This window comes from Geodermatophilus sp. SMS 5-13 (genome assembly GCF_059428245.1).
The window spans coordinates 5,638,343-5,654,608 of the sequence record NZ_CP165729.1 but is presented as its reverse complement, the minus strand read 5'-3'; the positions used below and the strand labels follow the sequence as shown (position 1 = coordinate 5,654,608).

15 protein-coding genes and 1 pseudogene are annotated in these 16,266 nt (G+C 73.4%); 12 read left to right on the top strand and 4 right to left on the bottom strand.

All coding sequences use genetic code 11. The features are described 5' to 3' along the window. Nucleotides 1-12: 12 nt before the first annotated feature. A complete protein-coding gene (locus tag AB3388_RS27420; RefSeq protein WP_495408509.1) occupies nucleotides 13-1,551 on the top strand; it encodes a glycosyltransferase family 87 protein in 1,539 nt (512 codons plus the stop codon). Between the two features lie 22 nt (nucleotides 1,552-1,573). Here AB3388_RS27420 and AB3388_RS27415 read toward each other — a convergent pair whose 3' ends face one another. Beyond that, the gene (locus AB3388_RS27415) at nucleotides 1,574-2,386 is read right to left on the bottom strand and encodes a deoxyribonuclease IV (RefSeq protein ID WP_495408508.1); all 813 of its coding nucleotides are present in this window, start codon (nucleotides 2,384-2,386) and stop codon (nucleotides 1,574-1,576) included. Between the two features lie 122 nt (nucleotides 2,387-2,508). On the opposite strand from AB3388_RS27415, the gene AB3388_RS27410 reads away from it, so the two are divergent. From AB3388_RS27410 to rplI, 5 genes are all read left to right on the top strand, one after another. Further along, nucleotides 2,509-3,564 (top strand): hypothetical protein, encoded by a 1,056-nt coding sequence (locus AB3388_RS27410; RefSeq protein WP_495408507.1) that lies wholly within the window; start codon nucleotides 2,509-2,511, stop codon nucleotides 3,562-3,564. A gap of 161 nt (nucleotides 3,565-3,725) precedes the next feature. After that, a complete protein-coding gene (rpsF, locus tag AB3388_RS27405) occupies nucleotides 3,726-4,016 on the top strand; it encodes a 30S ribosomal protein S6 (RefSeq protein ID WP_495408506.1) in 291 nt (96 codons plus the stop codon). A gap of 2 nt (nucleotides 4,017-4,018) precedes the next feature. Then, nucleotides 4,019-4,510, top strand: coding sequence for a single-stranded DNA-binding protein (locus AB3388_RS27400; RefSeq protein WP_495408505.1), 492 nt, complete (start codon nucleotides 4,019-4,021; stop codon nucleotides 4,508-4,510). A 35-nt stretch (nucleotides 4,511-4,545) separates the two neighbouring features. Then, a complete protein-coding gene (gene rpsR, locus AB3388_RS27395) occupies nucleotides 4,546-4,782 on the top strand; it encodes a 30S ribosomal protein S18 (RefSeq protein ID WP_073422051.1) in 237 nt (78 codons plus the stop codon). An 11-nt stretch (nucleotides 4,783-4,793) separates the two neighbouring features. Next, nucleotides 4,794-5,240 carry a 50S ribosomal protein L9 gene (gene rplI / locus AB3388_RS27390; RefSeq protein WP_495408504.1) on the top strand — a complete coding sequence of 149 codons (447 nt, stop codon included), beginning with the start codon at nucleotides 4,794-4,796 and terminating at the stop codon, nucleotides 5,238-5,240. A gap of 67 nt (nucleotides 5,241-5,307) precedes the next feature. Here the strand turns inward: rplI and AB3388_RS27385 are convergent, their stop codons facing one another. After that, on the bottom strand, nucleotides 5,308-5,688 hold the full coding sequence (locus AB3388_RS27385; protein WP_495408503.1) for a RidA family protein: 381 nt from the start codon (nucleotides 5,686-5,688) through the stop codon (nucleotides 5,308-5,310). Between the two features lie 498 nt (nucleotides 5,689-6,186). On the opposite strand from AB3388_RS27385, the gene dnaB reads away from it, so the two are divergent. The 3 genes and pseudogenes from dnaB to AB3388_RS27370 all read left to right on the top strand — a co-directional run bounded on the left by dnaB (nucleotide 6,187) and on the right by AB3388_RS27370 (nucleotide 9,274). Further along, nucleotides 6,187-8,463, top strand: coding sequence for a replicative DNA helicase (gene dnaB, locus AB3388_RS27380; protein WP_495411484.1), 2,277 nt, complete (start codon nucleotides 6,187-6,189; stop codon nucleotides 8,461-8,463). Between the two features lie 164 nt (nucleotides 8,464-8,627). Further along, a pseudogene (locus AB3388_RS27375) lies at nucleotides 8,628-8,888 on the top strand (DUF7715 family protein); the annotation flags it as partial. A gap of 242 nt (nucleotides 8,889-9,130) precedes the next feature. After that, complete coding sequence (locus AB3388_RS27370) at nucleotides 9,131-9,274, top strand: hypothetical protein (RefSeq protein ID WP_495408502.1); 144 nt, start codon at nucleotides 9,131-9,133, stop codon at nucleotides 9,272-9,274. A 90-nt stretch (nucleotides 9,275-9,364) separates the two neighbouring features. On the opposite strand, the gene AB3388_RS27365 is transcribed toward AB3388_RS27370, so the two are convergent. Then, complete coding sequence (locus tag AB3388_RS27365; RefSeq protein ID WP_495408501.1) at nucleotides 9,365-10,723, bottom strand: DNA polymerase IV; 1,359 nt, start codon at nucleotides 10,721-10,723, stop codon at nucleotides 9,365-9,367. Nucleotides 10,724-10,843: 120 nt separating this feature from the next. On the opposite strand from AB3388_RS27365, the gene AB3388_RS27360 reads away from it, so the two are divergent. Next, nucleotides 10,844-11,449: a hypothetical protein gene (locus AB3388_RS27360; protein WP_495408500.1), complete on the top strand. Its 606-nt coding sequence runs from the start codon at nucleotides 10,844-10,846 to the stop codon at nucleotides 11,447-11,449. Then, nucleotides 11,446-13,509 carry a LamG-like jellyroll fold domain-containing protein gene (locus tag AB3388_RS27355; protein ID WP_495408499.1) on the top strand — a complete coding sequence of 688 codons (2,064 nt, stop codon included), beginning with the start codon at nucleotides 11,446-11,448 and terminating at the stop codon, nucleotides 13,507-13,509. The genes AB3388_RS27360 and AB3388_RS27355 overlap by 4 nt, the downstream gene beginning before the upstream one ends. A gap of 9 nt (nucleotides 13,510-13,518) precedes the next feature. Here the strand turns inward: AB3388_RS27355 and AB3388_RS27350 are convergent, their stop codons facing one another. Continuing rightward, a complete protein-coding gene (locus AB3388_RS27350) occupies nucleotides 13,519-15,261 on the bottom strand; it encodes a DEAD/DEAH box helicase (protein ID WP_495408498.1) in 1,743 nt (580 codons plus the stop codon). A 105-nt stretch (nucleotides 15,262-15,366) separates the two neighbouring features. Between AB3388_RS27350 and AB3388_RS27345 the strand changes: the two genes are divergently transcribed. Further along, complete coding sequence (locus AB3388_RS27345) at nucleotides 15,367-16,230, top strand: alpha/beta fold hydrolase (RefSeq protein WP_495408497.1); 864 nt, start codon at nucleotides 15,367-15,369, stop codon at nucleotides 16,228-16,230. Nucleotides 16,231-16,266 lie beyond the last annotated feature (36 nt).

The window sequence follows — 16,266 nt, the reverse complement described above, 5'->3', positions numbered from 1 at the left end:
CAGACTGAGGTCGTGAGCCAGCCGCGCACGGACGACACCCCCACGGACCCCTCCGGCTTCCGAGCCGAGGGGTCCGTGGCGTCTGCGGCCCCGGGCGGCGGCCCGGGCTGGCCGGACCGGGTGGTGCCGAGCTGGGCGGATCCGGTCGTGGCCCAGGCCAGCGAGGCGGTGGGGGGCCCGTGGGGCCGGCACGCGGTCACCGGCCGGGCGCTGTTCTGGACGCCGCTGCGGGTCTGCCTGCTGTTCACCACGCTGGTCCTCGCGCTCGCGTGGCTCAAGCAGGCGCCCTGCGCCAGCGGCAACTGGGCCGGGTTCGTCCAGTACACGCACTTCTGCTACTCGGACACGATCCCGCTGTACGGCCTGCGCGGGCTCGACAGCGGCCAGGTGCCCTACCTGGACTCCGCCGTCGAGTACCCGGTGCTCACCGGCGGCTTCATGGCGCTGGCCGCGGGCATCGCCGGCGGCTACGACGGGCTGGCCCGCTCGTTCGGGCTGCTGCCGCTGGTGCCCCCGGTGGAGAGCTACTACATCGCCACGTGCCTGCTGCTCTCGGTGTGCGCGCTGCTCACCACCCGGGCGGTCCTGGGCTGCGCCGGACGCCGGCCGTGGGACGCCGCGATGGTCGGGCTGTCGCCGGTGCTCTTCGTGCACGCGTTCACGAACTGGGACCTCTTCGCGATCGCCCTGTCCACGCTGGGGCTGTGGGCCTGGGCGCGGTCCCGGCCGGCGCTGGCCGGCGTCCTGATCGGGCTGGGCGTGGCCGCCAAGCTGTACCCGGTGCTGCTCCTGGGCGGGCTGTTCCTGCTGTGCCTGCGGGCCGGGAAGCTGCGGGTGTGGCTGCGCGCGGCGGTCGGCGCCGGCCTCGCCTGGCTGGTCGTGAACGTGCCCATCGCGGTGCTGGCCCCGGAGAACTGGGCCCGCTTCTTCGCCCTCAACGGCAGCCGGCCGGCCGACCCGGACACGGTGTGGAACCTGCTCCTGGCCGCGACCGACCAGCGGCTCTTCGACGGTCCCCTCGCCGAGGGCCAGACGCCCTCGGTGCTCAACGCGGTGGTCGCCGGCTCGCTGGTGCTCTTCCTCGCGGGCATCGCCTGGCTGACGCTGGCCGCCCCCGTCCGGCCGCGGGTCGGTCAGCTGGCCTTCCTGCTGGTGGCCGGCTTCCTGCTGCTGAACAAGGTCTGGAGCCCGCAGTACTCGCTGTGGCTGCTTCCCCTGGCGGTGCTCGCGCGGCCGAGCTGGCGGGCACTGCTGCTGTGGCAGGCCACCGAGGCGCTGCTCTGGGTGCCGCGGCTGCTCTGGTACCTCGGCACCGACAACAAGGGCGTCAAGGTCGAGTGGTTCTTCCTCGCCGTCGGCATCCGTGACGTCGCCGTCGTCGTCCTCATGGCCCTGGTCGTGCGCGACGTCCTGCGGCCCGACGAGGACGTCGTCCGCCGGTCGTGGCCGGGCGTCGACGATCCTGCGGGCGGCGTGCTGGACGGCGCGGAGGATCGGGTGGTCCTGCGCCGCTCCGCGTCGCACCGCGGCGAGGTGCCGTCCCCCGGCTGAGCCGAGCCCCGGCCTCCGCTCGTCACGACAATGCTGCTCGCAGCGCTTGGATCTCCTCGGCGTGCGCTGGCCCGTCCCCGGGGGTCTCCAGGATCACCGGGCAACCGGCCGCCCGGACGACCTCGACGAGCAGCTCGGCCGGGATCTCGCCGTCGGCCAGCGGCGCGTGCCGGTCGCGGCTGGAGCCGTGCGGGTCGCGGCTGTTGTTCAGGTGCACCAGGTCGATCCGGCCGGTGATGGCACGGACGTCGTCGATCGCCGTGGCGAGGTCCCAGCCGGCGGCCCAGGCGTGGCAGGTGTCGAGCACGAAGCCGGCGCCGAACTCGCCGACGGCCTCCCACAGGCGGGCAATCGCGTCGAGGTCGCGGGTCATCGCGTTGCCGCCACCGGCGGTGTTCTCGAGCAGGATCGGCAGGGGGAAGCCGCCGTCGTCGGCCTGGCGGCTGAACGTCTTGCGCCAGTTGTCGACGCCGATCGCCGGGTCGTCCTTGGCCAGGACGTGGCCGCCGTGCACGACCATCCCCGCGGCGCCGATCGCGGCGGAGGCCTGCGCGTGGGCGGCGAGCAGCTTGCGGCTCGGGATCCGGATCCGGTTGTTCGTCGTCGCCACGTTGAGCATGTACGGCGCGTGGACGACGACCATGACGTCGGCGGCGTTCAGGGCGTCGGCGTCCGGGCGCGGTTTCGGGGTGGCGTAGCTCTGCGGGTCGGTCAGGAAGATCTGCACCCCCTCGGCGTCCATCTCGGCCGCCCGGGCGAGCGGGCCGCCGTCCAGGAGCTCGTTGTCGTCGGTGAGGCCGGGGCCGACGTGTACGCCGATCGGGTGAATCGCCACGGGGTCCGACCCTAGTTCCGAGGCGGGTGCAGGTTTAGCCGTAACCCCGCTCACACATAGTCGTTCCTGCAGCGTGACGGGGGTTACCCGGCGGTAGACGCGCAGCTGGAGGGGCGGAGCAGATGGCAACCGGTCGGATCCGGCGGACGGCGCGGCGCGGCATCGTCGTCCTCGTGCTCGGCTGGCTGGCCGTGCTCGTCGCGGCGGTGGCCTTCGCGCCAGGCGCGAGCGCGGCACCGACCGCCACGGTCGACATCAAGACGCTCACGCCGCCCGTGGTGAGCGTGGACGGCGGCGGGACGGTCACCTTCGTCAACCACGTCGCCACCTACGACTCCGGGGTGACGCTGCCCCTCGTGGGCGGCGTGACGGCCACGGTCTTCACGGACGTGTCGGTCACCTTCTTCGGGGAGAGGCGGGACCTGTGGTTCGGCCGGTCCACGCAGTGGACCTTCCCGTCGACGACGGTGGGCACGATCACCTACACGTACCGGATCGTGCCGCAGGCCGGGCTCGCGGCGAACCTGGTCGACCAGGTGGTCGACGGGGTCGCGGCGTCCCTGCCCCCGCTGCCGGCGCCCGTCCCGTACGTCGTCGAGACCCTGGTGCCGCTGCCCACGCTGCCGAGCACCAACCTGCCGGACCCGCCCGAGGTGAACGTGCAGGTGCCCGGTGTGCCGGACGCGCCGGTGGGCGGGCCGGACGGAACCCCGCAGCCGCCGACCGGCGGGGTGATCGACGTGCCGCAGGGCGGCACGACCGGTGAGACCCCGCAGAGCATCCCGGGGACGCAGTACACCTACGACACCGGCAGCGGCGCCCCGCAGATGGCGCCGGTCGACACCGCGGCCGCCGCCGCGTTCGACCCCGCGCGCTTCTACGTGCCCGGCCGGAGCACCGGCACGCCGGACCGGTTCACCGGCTCGGCGGCGGGCGCCGGGGGTGTGGCCGGGAACTACGACGGGGCCACCGTCCCGGTGTTCGGTCAGCTGGCCGGCCTGGACGGCTCCGGCCTGGACGAGGCGGACAGCGCGGTCGCGGCGCCGGGGGCCGCGTCGGGCGCCGGCCTGCCCGTGCCCGCGCTGGCGGCCGTCGTCGCGCTGGCGGCGGTGACCGCGGCGCTCGTCCGGACCCAGCAGGCGCACCGCGCCGCCCGGACGGCGCACCGCTCCCGCTGACCGTCGTCCCCACCGGCGGAGCGGCCCTGCCCTCGACGCTGGTAGCCTCGTACCGGCGCGTTCCGTCGGTTCAGGTGACCGGCCGGGGCGCGCGACGCGTGTACGACCCTCCTGCTGCAGAACGACTGCAGCCGCCCAGACCAGAGGAGGTGGGGTTCTCCGTGCGTCATTACGAACTGATGGTCATACTCGACCCCGAGCTCGAGGAGCGGACGATCGCTCCGTCGCTCGACCGGTTCCTGACCGTCGTGACCAAGTCCGGCGGAACGGTCGGCAAGGTCGACATCTGGGGCCGTCGCCGGCTCGCCTACGAGATCAGGAAGCAGATCGAGGGCATCTACGCGGTCATCGACATCGATGCCGAGCCCGCGGCCGTGGCCGAGCTCGACCGGCAGCTCAACCTGAACGAGTCGGTGCTGCGCACGAAGCTGATGCGGCCCGAGGTCCACTGACCATGGCCGGCGAGACCGTCATCACCGTGATCGGCAACCTGACCGCCGATCCGGAGCTGCGCTTCACGCCCTCGGGCGCCGCCGTCGCCAACTTCACCGTGGCCTCGACGCCGCGCACCTTCGACCGCCAGTCGCAGGAGTGGAAGGACGGCGAGGCGCTGTTCCTCCGCTGCAACGTCTGGCGGCAGGCGGCCGAGAACGTCGCGGAGTCACTGACCCGCGGCTCCCGGGTCATCGTGAGCGGCCGGCTCAAGCAGCGCTCGTTCGAGACGAAGGAAGGCGAGAAGCGCACCGTCGTCGAGCTGGAGGTCGACGAGATCGGCCCCTCGCTGCGCTACGCCACGGCCAAGGTCACCCGCGCCTCGCGCGGTGAGGGTGGCGGCGGCTTCGGTGGCGGCGGCGGTGGCGGCTTCGGCGGTGGTGGCGGTGGCGGCGGCGGCGCGAGCGACCCGTGGTCGACGCCCGCTGGGCCGACCGACGAGCCGCCCTTCTGATCCTTTCGACCCTCATACCTTTTCTGGAGAACCCGGTGCCCAAGCCACCTGTTCGCAAGCCCAAGAAGAAGGTCTGCCAGTTCTGCAAGGACAAGGCGACCTACATCGACTACAAGGACACGACCCTGCTGCGGAAGTTCATCTCCGACCGCGGCAAGATCCGTGCCCGCCGCGTGAGCGGCAACTGCAGCCAGCACCAGCGCGACGTCGCCACGGCCGTGAAGAACAGCCGTGAGATGGCCCTGCTGCCCTACACCTCCACGGCGCGCTGACCATGAGCACGATGAAGCTGATCCTGACGCAGGAGGTCACCGGTCTCGGGACCTCCGGCGACACCGTCGAGGTCAAGGGCGGCTACGGCCGCAACTACCTCCTGCCGCGCGGGCTGGCCATCAAGGCCACCCGGGGCGCCGAGAAGCAGATCGACTCCCTCCGCCGGGCGCGCGCCGCCCGTGAGGTGCGCTCGAACGAGGAGGCCCAGGCCGTGGCCGGCCAGCTGGCGAACCTGAAGGTCCGCGTGCCTGCGCGGGCCGGTGCCGAGGGCCGTCTGTTCGGTCGCGTGACCACCGCCGACGTCGCCGCTGCCGTCTCGGCCGCCGGCGGCCCGGAGCTCGACCGTCGCCGGATCGAGCTGCCCAGCAGCATCAAGACCACGGGCCAGCACACCGTCACCGTGCGGGTGCACCCGGAGGTCACCACCCAGCTGGTCATCGAGGTCGTCCCCAGCTGAGGTAGTCAGCACCGCCCGCGAGGGGCGTCGGACTGCGGTCCGGCGCCCCTCGCGGCGTTCCGGGCCGCTAGCCGACGGCCGTGGCCTCGATCTCGACCATCAGCTCGGGGAAGGCGAGCCGGGTGACGCCGACCAGCGTGCTCGTGAGCGTGCCGCCGGCGGCCTCGAAGCGCTTGGTCATGCCCTCTCGGGCGCCCAGCATCGCGTCGACGTCGGTGGTGAAGACGTTGATGCGGACGACGTTGCCGAGCGTCATGCCGGCCTGGCGCACCACGGTCTCGATGTTGTCGACGGCGAGAGCGGTCTGGGCGGGCAGGTCGCCGATGTGCTGCGGGGAACCGTCGGCCGCGGTGGCAGCCTGCCCGGAGAGGACCAGGACGCGGCTCGCGCCCTCCACCAGCTCGGCCTGGTTGAAGCCGAAGGCCAGCGACCACGGCCACGGGTTCACGGGGGTACGGCCGCCGTTCCCGACACGGCGTCGGCAGCCGCGCTCCGCGGTCCTCGCGGTCCCATCCGTGGGCGGCCGGGGCCTGTGGACAGTGGGGCGGATGGGCACCGACGGACGGCATCCGCGACACGCCGGGGGACGACGCGCGGAGTTTTTCCGGCTTTCTCCCGTCCACAGCCCGTGCAAGGCATACGCCCAGGTGACAGGCGGGGATACGGGCAGCGACGCGCATGTGTCCCCGCGGCGATCCACATGTCGACAAGCGTCCATCCACCGACTTGTCCACAAGTTGTGCAGAACGACGTCCCCATCGGTGTTGGACGGGTCCGTCCGCTCTTCCTAACGTCGTCCTCGCTCCGCCGGACGCGCGAACTGTCGCTGCCCGGCGGTAGAACTGACCCGAACACACGTTCGAGTCGTGCGTATCGCGTCCTGGTGCTTCCCCCACCAGACCCCGGCCGGCGGCCGGGGTCTGTTCGCGGGTGCGCAGGTGAGTGGATGGAGGGGTTCGGCGTGGCAGTCGCCGACGAGTTCAGCAGGCCCGCACCGACGGCGCCCGAGTACGACCGGCAGCCGCCGCAGGACGTCGCGGCCGAGCAGTCGGTGCTCGGCGGCATGCTGCTGAGCAAGGACGCGATCGCCGACGTCGTCGAGGTCCTGCACGGCAACGACTTCTACCGGCCGGCCCACCAGGTCATCTTCGACTGCATCCTCGACCTCTACGGCCGCGGTGAGCCGGCCGACGCCATCACCGTGGCCGCCGAGCTCAACCGGACCGACCAGCTGTCGAAGATGGGCGGCGCGGTCTACCTGCACACGCTGATCCAGTCGACGCCGACCGCGGCCAACGCCGGCTACTACGCCGCGATCGTGGCCGAGCAGGCGGTGCTCCGGCGCCTGGTCGAGGCCGGCACTCGCGTGGTCCAGCTCGGCTATGGCGCGGCCGGCGGCCGGGGCGACGTCGACGACATCGTCGACCGCGCCCAGCAGGAGATCTACGACGTCACCGAGAAGCGGATGTCCGAGGACTACTCGCGCCTCGAGGACATCCTGCAGCCGACGATGGACGAGCTCGACGCCATCGCCTCGCGCGGCGGCGTCAGCCGCGGCGTCCCCACCGGCATCCGCGACCTGGACGAGCTCACCAACGGTCTGCAGGCAGGCCAGATGATCGTCATCGCGGCCCGTCCCGGTGTGGGCAAGGCGCTGGCCCTCGACACCCCCATCGCGACGCCGTCCGGCTGGACGACCATGGGCGAGCTCCGGGTCGGCGACCGTGTCATGGGCTCCGACGGCTGTCCGACGACCGTCGTGGCCGCCACCGACGTGCTGACCGACCGGCCCTGCTACGAGGTGCACTTCTCCGACGGCTCGGTCATCGTTGCCGACGCCGAGCACCAGTGGCTCACCGAGACCCTTGCCGGTGACCGCGCCGTCCGGACGACGGCGCAGATCGCGGGCTCGCTGCGGAGCGGTTCACGGGCGAATCACGCGGTGGCCAACACTGCGCCGCTGACGCTGCCCGAGGTCCAGTTGCCGCTGTCCCCCTACGCCCTCGGGATCTGGCTCGGCCATGGGGCATTGCGCAGCTCCGACCCGGAGATCACCGCGTTCCTCGAGGCGGAGCTGCCCGAGAATCTGGACGTCGCGGCCCAGCTCGGCGCCCTGGGTCTGCTCAAGTGCCCGCACATCCCGCCCGCCTACCTTCGGTCGTCGGCCCGGCAGCGCCGCGAGCTTCTCGCCGGCCTCCTGGACAGCTCCGCGACGGTCAGCCCGGCCGGTGACATCCGGCTGATGGTCACCAGCCGTCGGCTGGCGCAGGACGTGCGAGAACTGGTTCACGGTCTCGGCCATCAGCTGCCGGAGGCGGCCGAAGCCGGTCACACGCTGGCCTTCGCCACCGACGACGACGTCTTCCGGGTCGAGAGCAAGCAGCTCCTGCACAAGGAGGCGCGCGTCCGCTCGGTCTCTCCGCAACGGGTCCGTTTCATCACCGACGTGAAGCCGATCGCCGGCGTGCCGGTGCGCTGCATCCAGGTGGCTGCCGAGGACCACCTGTTCCTGGCTGGCCGCAGCTTCATCCCGACGCACAACTCGACGCTGGGCCTCGACATCGCCCGCTCGGCGGCGATCAAGAGCCACCAGGCGACCTGCATCTTCTCGCTGGAGATGAGCAAGCACGAGATCACGATGCGTCTGCTCTCGGCCGAGGCGAAGGTGCCGCTGCACCACATGCGCGCCGGCACGCTGTCCGACGAGGACTGGTCCAAGCTGGCCCGCCGCATGGGCGAGGTCGCCGATGCGCCGCTCTACATCGACGACTCGCCGAACATGACGATGATGGAGATCCGAGCGAAGGCCCGGCGGCTCAAGCAGCGCAACGACCTCAAGCTCGTGGTCATCGACTATCTGCAGCTGATGACGTCCGGGAAAAGGGTTGAAAGCCGGCAGCAGGAAGTGTCGGAATTCTCCCGGGCGCTCAAGCTCCTGGCGAAGGAACTCGAGGTTCCGGTGATCGCGATGAGCCAGCTCAACCGTGGCTCCGAGCAGCGGCAAGACAAGAAGCCGATGCTTTCTGACCTTCGCGAATCGGGTTCGATCGAACAAGATGCGGATATGGTCATGATGATTCACCGCGAGGACATGTACGAGAAGGAATCGCCGCGAGCCGGCGAGGCGGACATCATGCTCGTGAAGCACCGGAATGGTCCGACGGCGAATGTCACCGTCGCTTTCCAGGGCCACTACAGCCGCTTCGTGGACATGGCGAACTGACCTCTCCTCCACACGTGCGACGGCGCCTCCGCTTCGGCGGGGGGCGCCGTTCGCGTGTCACGGCGAACAGTCGGTGCGGGCAGGGCAGCAGCGAACGCGCAGAACCGGGTCCGCAGCAGCCGTGACCTGCGGTTTCTGTCAGACCCCTCTGTCACGGTGCAGGCATGAAGCTGCTGACCGCGACACCTGAGGGGCAGGGCGAGCGGACGGGCGACTTCTGCTACGCCACCGAGGGTGAGCTCGTCCTGCTCGGCTTCGTCTGCGCGACCGACCAGGCCGACCCGGACGGCGGCTGCGGCTGCGGCCGGGCGTTCTCCGGCATGAGCTCGCGCAAGGCCACCACGACCGCACTGGTCCGCGACCTCGACCTGTCCGTCGACGACGTCCGGCTGGCCGTGGAGGGCCACCACACCGCGGGCGGGCTGAGTTCCGACGTGATCGGGACGGGGAGTTCGCCGAGCTGGTGTCCGCGACCGTCGACGAGATGGGCGTCGGTGGCGGGTGGTGGCCGGAGGGGACGTTCGTGGGGCGGCGCCTGGACCAGCTCGTCCGCCGCTGACCCGGACCCACGGCTGGACGTCACCTGCCGTTCAGCCTCCGCACAACTCCGGCGACGAACGTGGCCGGGGAGCGGTCCCCAGGGGACCCGAGATCGAGGAGGTGGCCCATGGACGACGAGCTGCAGCAGACCGTGTGGCGGGAACGCGTCGGCGCGCACGCGTGGGTGCGCTCGCCCGCGCCGGTCGATCTGCGCACCGACCTGGTCGCGGCCGCGGTCGCCCGTCGGCGCGCCCGGCGCCGCCGCCCCTGACCGGGAGGCGCGAGCGCCCGGTTCCGGACCGCCGGGCCCCCGTGCCGCCTGTGTGCCACGTGAAACCTCAGGCGGACCGGCGGACGTCGGTCACGGGCTCCCGACCTCGGCCGGTCCCCGCCAGTCCGGCGGATCGGCGGGGTGCACCGCCGGGTCGTCGGCGGCGAGCGTCCGGACCGGCCCGGGCGCGGTCAGCGGCCCCTCGAACCGCACCGTCACCCGCCCCAGCCCGCGGCCCCAGACCCAGCCCGGCCCCAGTTCGTCGTGGCAGACGTCCTGCCCGGGCCACCACCGCGCCTCTGCGGGCCGCGGCGCCTCCTCGGCCGGCGCCACGACGGTCTCCTCGGCCGCTGGCTCGTCGGCCGACCCGTCCTCCGCCGCGAACAGGTCGCCCTGCGCGTACACCGACAGACCCGAGACGCCGACCCCGAGCAGCCTCAGGCCCCCGCCCGTCCCGGTCTCGGCGAGCAGCCGCCGGGCGATGGTCGCGACCGTCCGGGTGTCGTCGGTGGGCTGCGGAAGCGTCAGTGACCGGGTCAGCGTCGTGAAGTCGTACCGGCGCAGCTTCAGCGTCACCGTCCGCCCGGACACCCCGGAGGACCGCAGCCGCTCCCCGACCCGCGCGGCCATCGCGTCGATCTCCCGCCCGAGCACCGTCAGGTCGGTGAGGTCGCGCTCGAAGGTCTCCTCCTGCGACACCGACTTCGCCTCCCGGTCGGCCACCACCGCGCGGTCGTCCTCGGCGCGCGCGAGCGCGTACAGCCCTGCCCCGTGCGCCCTGCCGACCAGCGCCACCAGGTCCGGCAGTGACTTGGCAGCGAGGTCGGCCACCGTCCGCACGCCCACCGAGTGCAGCCGCTCGGCCGTCGCCGGCCCGACCCCGCCCAGCCGGGTCACCGGCAGCGGGTGCAGCACCTCCAGCTCGGTGCCCGGCCGGACGACGACCAGCCCGTCCGGCTTCTCCATGTCCGAGCCGAGCTTCGCCATCAGCTTCGACGTCCCGATGCCCACCGAGCCGGTCACCCCGCCGGTGGCCGCCGCGATGCGCTCCTTGAGCCGCCGGGCCAGCGCCGTCACGCCGTCCACGGACAGGTCGTGCCCCGGTCCGGCCGCCAGGTCCACGTACGCCTCGTCGATCGACACCGGCTCGACCAGCGGCGAGAGCTCCCGGAGCAGCTCCATCACCACCTCCGACGTCCGCCGGTATGCGCCGAACCGGCCGCCGAGGAACGCCGTCCCCGGTGGGCACCGCCGCCGCGCCTCGGCCGTCGACATCGCCGAGCGCGCCCCGTACGCCCGCGCCTCGTAGGACGCCGTCGCGACCACCCCACGGCCCCCGACGCCCCCCACCACGACCGGGCGGCCGCGCAGCGACGGCTTGTCCCGCTGCTCGACGGCGGCGAAGAAGGCGTCGAGGTCCAGGTGCAGGACGCTCGCCTCCCGCCGCACGCCCGCACCTCCCCGACACCGCAGAACCGGCTCCCATGATCCACGGGCCCGGCTCTCAAGGTCCGGACGGCGGATGACGATGCAGGGAGGGTCAGCGCCCGACCTCCCGCGGAGACCCCGATGCCCCGGCTCCTCCCCCGCACGCCCCGGCCCGGCCGGCGCGCGCGCCGGCTGACGCTGGCCGCCTCCGGGGTGGGCGCCCTCGCCGTCGCCGCGACCCTGGTCTGGCAGTCCGCGTACGCCGCCTTCACCGCCAGCACGCCCACCTACACGACCACGTGGAGCACCGGCAGCGTCGCGATCGCCGACGACGACGCCGGCGCCGTCATGTTCTCGGCCACCGGGCTGCGGCCCGGCGCGAGCCAGACCCGCTGCATCACGGTGACCACCACCGGCAGCGCGCCGTCCGTCGTCCGGCTCTACGGCACCGGGAAGGGCAACACCCGCACGCTCGCCAGCTACCTCACCGTCGCCGTCCAGGCCGGGACCGGCGGCTCGGCCGCCGGCTGCGCCGGCTTCGTCCCGGCGGCCACCGTCTACCGCGGCACGCTCGCCGCCTTTCCCACCACCTACGCCACGGGCGTGGGCCCGTGGACGACGGCCGGCAGCACCACCGGGGAGAGCACGACGTACGCGTTCACCTACAGCCTCTCCCCGACGGCGCCGGTCAGCGCCCAGGGCGGCACCGCCGCGATCGCCTTCACCTGGGAGGCGCAGAACGCATGACCGAGCCCGCCGCGTGGCGTACGGGCTGGGCCGCCCTCGTCGCCAGCGCCGCCGCCCGCCTCGTCCTCGGCGCCCTCGCGCTGCTGGTCGCCGTCTCGGTGGTCCTCCCCCTGGTCGCCGGCTGGCAGTCCAGCGTGGTCATGTCCGGGTCGATGGCGCCCACGCTGCGGCCGGGGGACGTCGTCGTCGTCCGGCCGGTCGACGCCGCGGACCTCACCGCCGGCGACGTCGTCCTCGTCGACGACCCAGACGTGCCCGGTGAGCTGCGGCTGCACCGCATCGTCGACGCCGGGCCCGGCGGCCTGCGGCTGCGCGGCGACGCCAGCGCCACCCCCGACAGCTCCCTGGTCGACCCCTCGGCGGTGCACGGCGTCGGGACGCTGCGCCTGCCGGCGCTCGGCTCCCCCGCGCTGTGGATCGCGGAAGGCCGGACGACGTCCCTCGTCGTCGCCGGCCTCGCGCTGGCCGGCCTCGTCGCCCTGGCCCTGCTGCACCGCGGCCCCGCCGGGGAGCCGCGGCGACGACTACCCGCCCGGCCGGTCGCGCTGGCCGCGGCCGCGGTCGCCCTCGTCGCGCTGCCCGGCGCCGCGGACGCCCGCGCCGTCTTCAGCGCCAGCACCGGCACGCCCGGCAACAGCTTCGCCGCCGGCTCCTCCTGGACCTGCGCCGCGGCCGCCTCGGCCGCGGGCGCGGTGCAGTACTACGGGCTCCAGGAGACCGGGGGGACGACGGCGGTCAACGCGGGCACCCTCGCCGGCGCCAACGGCACCTACAGCAGCGGCGGGGTCACCTACGGCGTCGCCGGACCGCGCTGCGGCACCGGGGAGCCCAATGCCGTCCGCCTGGACGGTGCCAGCGGCCAGATGTGGACCTCCCGCTCGTACACGAACCCGCAGACCTTCTCCGAGCAGATCTGGTTCGCGACCGCCACGACCAGCGGCGGCAAGCTGATCGGTTTCGGCAACGGCGCGAACGGCGCGCTGTCGGGCAACTACGACCGGCACATCTACATGACCAACAGCGGTCAGCTGGTCTTCGGCGTCTACGACGGCTCGGCCACGGACGTCGCCACCAGCGCCGGCCGCTACAACAACGGGCGCTGGCATCTGGCCGCGGCCACCTTCTCGGGCACGGCCGGCATGACGCTCTACGTCGACGGCGTCCAGGTCGCCCGCAACGCCGCCGCGACCGTCGCCGAGACCACCACCGGCTACTGGCGGGTCGGCTACGACAACCTGTCGAACTGGCCCACCCCGCCGACCAGCTCCTTCTTCGCCGGCTCCGTCGCGCACGCCGCCGTCTTCACGACCGTGCTCAGCGCCGCCGAGGTGGCCAACCAGTACGGCGCGGGGCCGTGGACCTGTGCCACCGCCGCCGGGCCTGCCGGCGGCGGCGCGGTGCAGTACCTCGACCTGCAGGAGGGGGCCGGGCCGACGGCGGCCAACGACGGCACCGCCGGGGCGGCCGGCAACGGCACCTATGCGGGCGGGGTGACCTACGGCGTCGCCGGGCCCGCCTGTGGTCCGGGCGGCGGCTCGGCGGTGCGCCTGGACGGCGCCACGGGGCAGGTCTGGACCAGCCGGCTCGTCGCCGACCCCCAGGAGCTGTCGGTGCAGCTGTGGTTCGCGACGACGACCACCCGCGGCGGCAAGCTGATCGGTTTCGGGTCCGGCGCCACCGGGAGCGCGTCCGGCCAGTACGACCGGCACGTCTACATGACCAACACCGGGCAGCTGACCTTCGGCGTCTACCAGGGCGCCGTCTACACGGCGACCAGTCCGGCCGCCTACAACGACGGCAGGTGGCACCTGGCCACCGCGACCTACTCGCCCGGCACGGGGATGCGGCTCTACGTCGACGGCGCCCTGGTCGCCCAGAACGCCTCGCCGTCCACCGCGGAGCACTACTCGGGCTACTGGCGGATCGGCTACGACAGCCTGGCCAGCTGGCCGAGCCCGCCGACCAGCAACTTCTTCGCAGGGTCGGTCGCCCACGCTGCTGTGTTCGAGCGGGTGCTGACCGCCGACGAGGTCGCCGGTCAGTGGACCGCCGGCGGCTGAGCCCGCCGGTCAGGCGTCGGTGAGCGCGGCCGCGGGCAGCCAGTCGGCGTCGAGCAGCCCGGCGATCTCCTGCAGCGAGGACGTGTCCGCGCCGGCCGTCGAGCCGCTCACCGCGAGCCGCTCCACCATCACCCGGGCCACCTGCTCCTCGACGGTGTCCTCCGCGTAGGCCACGCGCCACGGCGAGTTCTTGCCGTCCCGGTGCGTGCGGCCGGTGACCTGCCGTGCCTGGATGCCGGAGAACCGCGGCTGGTGGAACAGCCCCACCCGCGGGGTGTCCGAGGCGCTCGTCCCGTCGGGCAGCAACTCACCGGCGTGCAGGCTGATCGAGGCCGTCACGGTGAACACGCACACCGGCGCCTTGCCGCTCTGGAAGCGCAGCCGTTCGCTCTCGACGTCGAAGCGGTCGCGGCCGTAGATGCCGGCGACGGCGATGCCGGCCTCGAGCAGCGCCTCGCGGATCGGGTCGGCCGCCGTCTCGACGAACTCCACCGACACCGCGACCTGCCGCTCCGCCTCGACCTGCGCCTTGACCCAGTCCACCGTCGCCTGGACGCGGATCAGGCCGGCCTTCTGCCGGAACCGCAGCAGCGCCGCCCGCCCGCGGGCGGTCTGCCGGCCCTTGCGGGCCAGCTGCATCTCGGCGCGGAACTCCTGCCACTCCGACTCGTAGGAGGCCCGTTCGGACGGCGTGAGCGCGACCGGCGTGCCGGTGACCGACACCGGGCCCCACGGGGCCGGTCGGTGCAGCGTGGCGGGCGGGTCGGCGTCGGCCAGCCAACCCTGCAGGCGGGCGAGGTCCGCGCGGCGGGCGTCCGGGTCCTCGGTCCACTGCCAGCCGTAGCGGCCGCGTTCCACGTGGAACCCGTGCGCGGCCAGCCGGGCCGGCAGGTCCGCCCAGGAGCGCAGCGGCTCGCCGTGGTGCTGGGCGAGCTGGGGAGCGAGGTAGGGCAGCTCCAGCGGCGTGTGCGCCGGGGTCGCGGTGGCGGCCAGCACGAACGGCGCGCCCTTGACCCGGCCGGCGCCCGACACCGCCCTCCAGTGCTTCCACCGCTGGGTGGTCGTGTGCCGGACCATGTGGGCCTCGTCGGCGATCACCACGTCGAACGGCTGTTTCGCGACCTTGGCCAGCCGGTCCCACGTGGTCACGCACCAGCGCAGCCCGCCGTCCCCGAACCCGGCGATCGAGCGGGTCCAGTGCGGGATGGTGATCGCGGCCGGACGGTCGGCGACGACGAGCACCCGGCTGCCGCCGCGCCGCTCGGCGATCTCGCGCGCGGCCAGGATCGCGGTGCCGGTCTTGCCGACGCCGGGGTCGTCACCGAGCAGGAACACCCGGCCACCGGCGGCGGCGTGCGCGACCACCGCGTCGGCTCCGGCCCACTGCTCCTCCCGCGGCGTCAGCGGCCGGGGCGACGGCAGCGGCCGCGGGCTGTCGTTGAGCTCGTCCTCCAGGAAGCGCTCGAAGGTGTACGCCGGCGGGTCGTAGGGCGCCAGCTCCGGCGGCAGCTCCCGGCCGACCCAGACGTGCGCCTGCAGCCCCGGGTGCCACTGCGCGCCAGGCGCCGGGGCGCGGAACGGCACGGCGAGCACCCACACCCGCTCGCCCGGCCCCGCGGTGGGCAGCTCCGCGGTGGGCTTCGCCGCCGTCGAGCGCTTCGCGGGGGTGCGTGCGGACGTCGTCCGGGACGAGGCGGACGACGACGAACGCCGGCGGGTGGTCGAGCTGCTGCGGCGGCGCCGTCCGGGCATGGGGGGTGCGGTCCTTTCCGAGGGCGGAGCCCGCAGTGTGCGTGCCGGGACCGACGGTTCCGGGCATCTGGCGCCGGGTGTCGCGCGGGCTGGTGGAATGAGGCCGTGACGGAGGAGCTGAGCCAGGACGAACGGCTGGCCTCGCGCACGGTCGGCACCGAGGGCCCGCGGGTCGTGTTCGTCCACGGGCTGTTCGGCCAGGGCAAGAACTGGACGACGATCGCGAAGGCGCTGGCCGACCGGCACCGCGTCACGCTGCTCGACCTGCCCAACCACGGGCACTCGCCATGGACCGACACCGTCGACTACGTGGACATGGCCGAGATGGTCGCGGCGGAGCTGGAGTCCTACGGCGAGCCGGTGACCCTGGTCGGGCACTCGATGGGCGGCAAGGTCGCGCTGCAGGTCGCCCTGCGCCGGCCGGAGCTGCTCCGGGCGCTGGTCGTCGTCGACATCGCGCCGGTGGAGTACCCGGTCTCCGGCGCCCGCACCGAGGACCCCGACGAGGAGCTGTCCCCGTTCGCCGACTTCATCGCGGCGATGAAGGCCCTGGACCTCGAGAAGCTCGAGCGCCGCGAGGAGGCCGACGAGGCGCTGCGGGCCGCCGTCCCGAGCCGGATGGTGCGCAGCTTCCTGCTGCAGAGCCTGGTCCGGGAGGGCGTCGGCGCCGACGGCACCTGGCGCTGGCGGCTGAACCTGGACCTGCTCGGCCGGGACCTGGAACGGCTGCGCGGCTTCCCCGACCCGCCGCCCGGCGCCCGCTACGACGGCCCGGTGCTGTGGATCGCCGGCGCGAACTCGCACTACGTGCTGCCCGAGGACCGCGAGCGGATAGACCAGCTCTGCCCGTCGACCCGCCTGATCCGCATCAAGAACGCCGGGCACTGGGTGCACTCGGAGCAGCCGGAGATCTTCACCGAGACCCTGCGTCGCTTCCTGGACAGGGTGGAGCACCCGGCGTCTTCGTGAGCCGCGTGGCGGAGGCCACCGTGGATGCGAAGCCTG

Bases quoted from the DNA above. Each gene is read 5' to 3' on its own strand.
- AB3388_RS27410 (WP_495408507.1), top strand. From the start codon at position 2,509: ATGGCAACCGGTCGGATCCGGCGGACGGCGCGGCGCGGCATCGTCGTC.
- AB3388_RS27400 (WP_495408505.1), top strand. From the start codon at position 4,019: ATGGCCGGCGAGACCGTCATCACCGTGATCGGCAACCTGACCGCCGAT.
- rplI (WP_495408504.1), top strand. From the start codon at position 4,794: ATGAAGCTGATCCTGACGCAGGAGGTCACCGGTCTCGGGACCTCCGGC.
- dnaB (WP_495411484.1), top strand. From the start codon at position 6,187: ATGGAGGGGTTCGGCGTGGCAGTCGCCGACGAGTTCAGCAGGCCCGCA.
- AB3388_RS27370 (WP_495408502.1), top strand. From the start codon at position 9,131: ATGGACGACGAGCTGCAGCAGACCGTGTGGCGGGAACGCGTCGGCGCG.
- AB3388_RS27360 (WP_495408500.1), top strand. From the start codon at position 10,844: ATGCCCCGGCTCCTCCCCCGCACGCCCCGGCCCGGCCGGCGCGCGCGC.
- AB3388_RS27355 (WP_495408499.1), top strand. From the start codon at position 11,446: ATGACCGAGCCCGCCGCGTGGCGTACGGGCTGGGCCGCCCTCGTCGCC.
- AB3388_RS27350 (WP_495408498.1), bottom strand. From the start codon at position 15,261: ATGCCCGGACGGCGCCGCCGCAGCAGCTCGACCACCCGCCGGCGTTCG.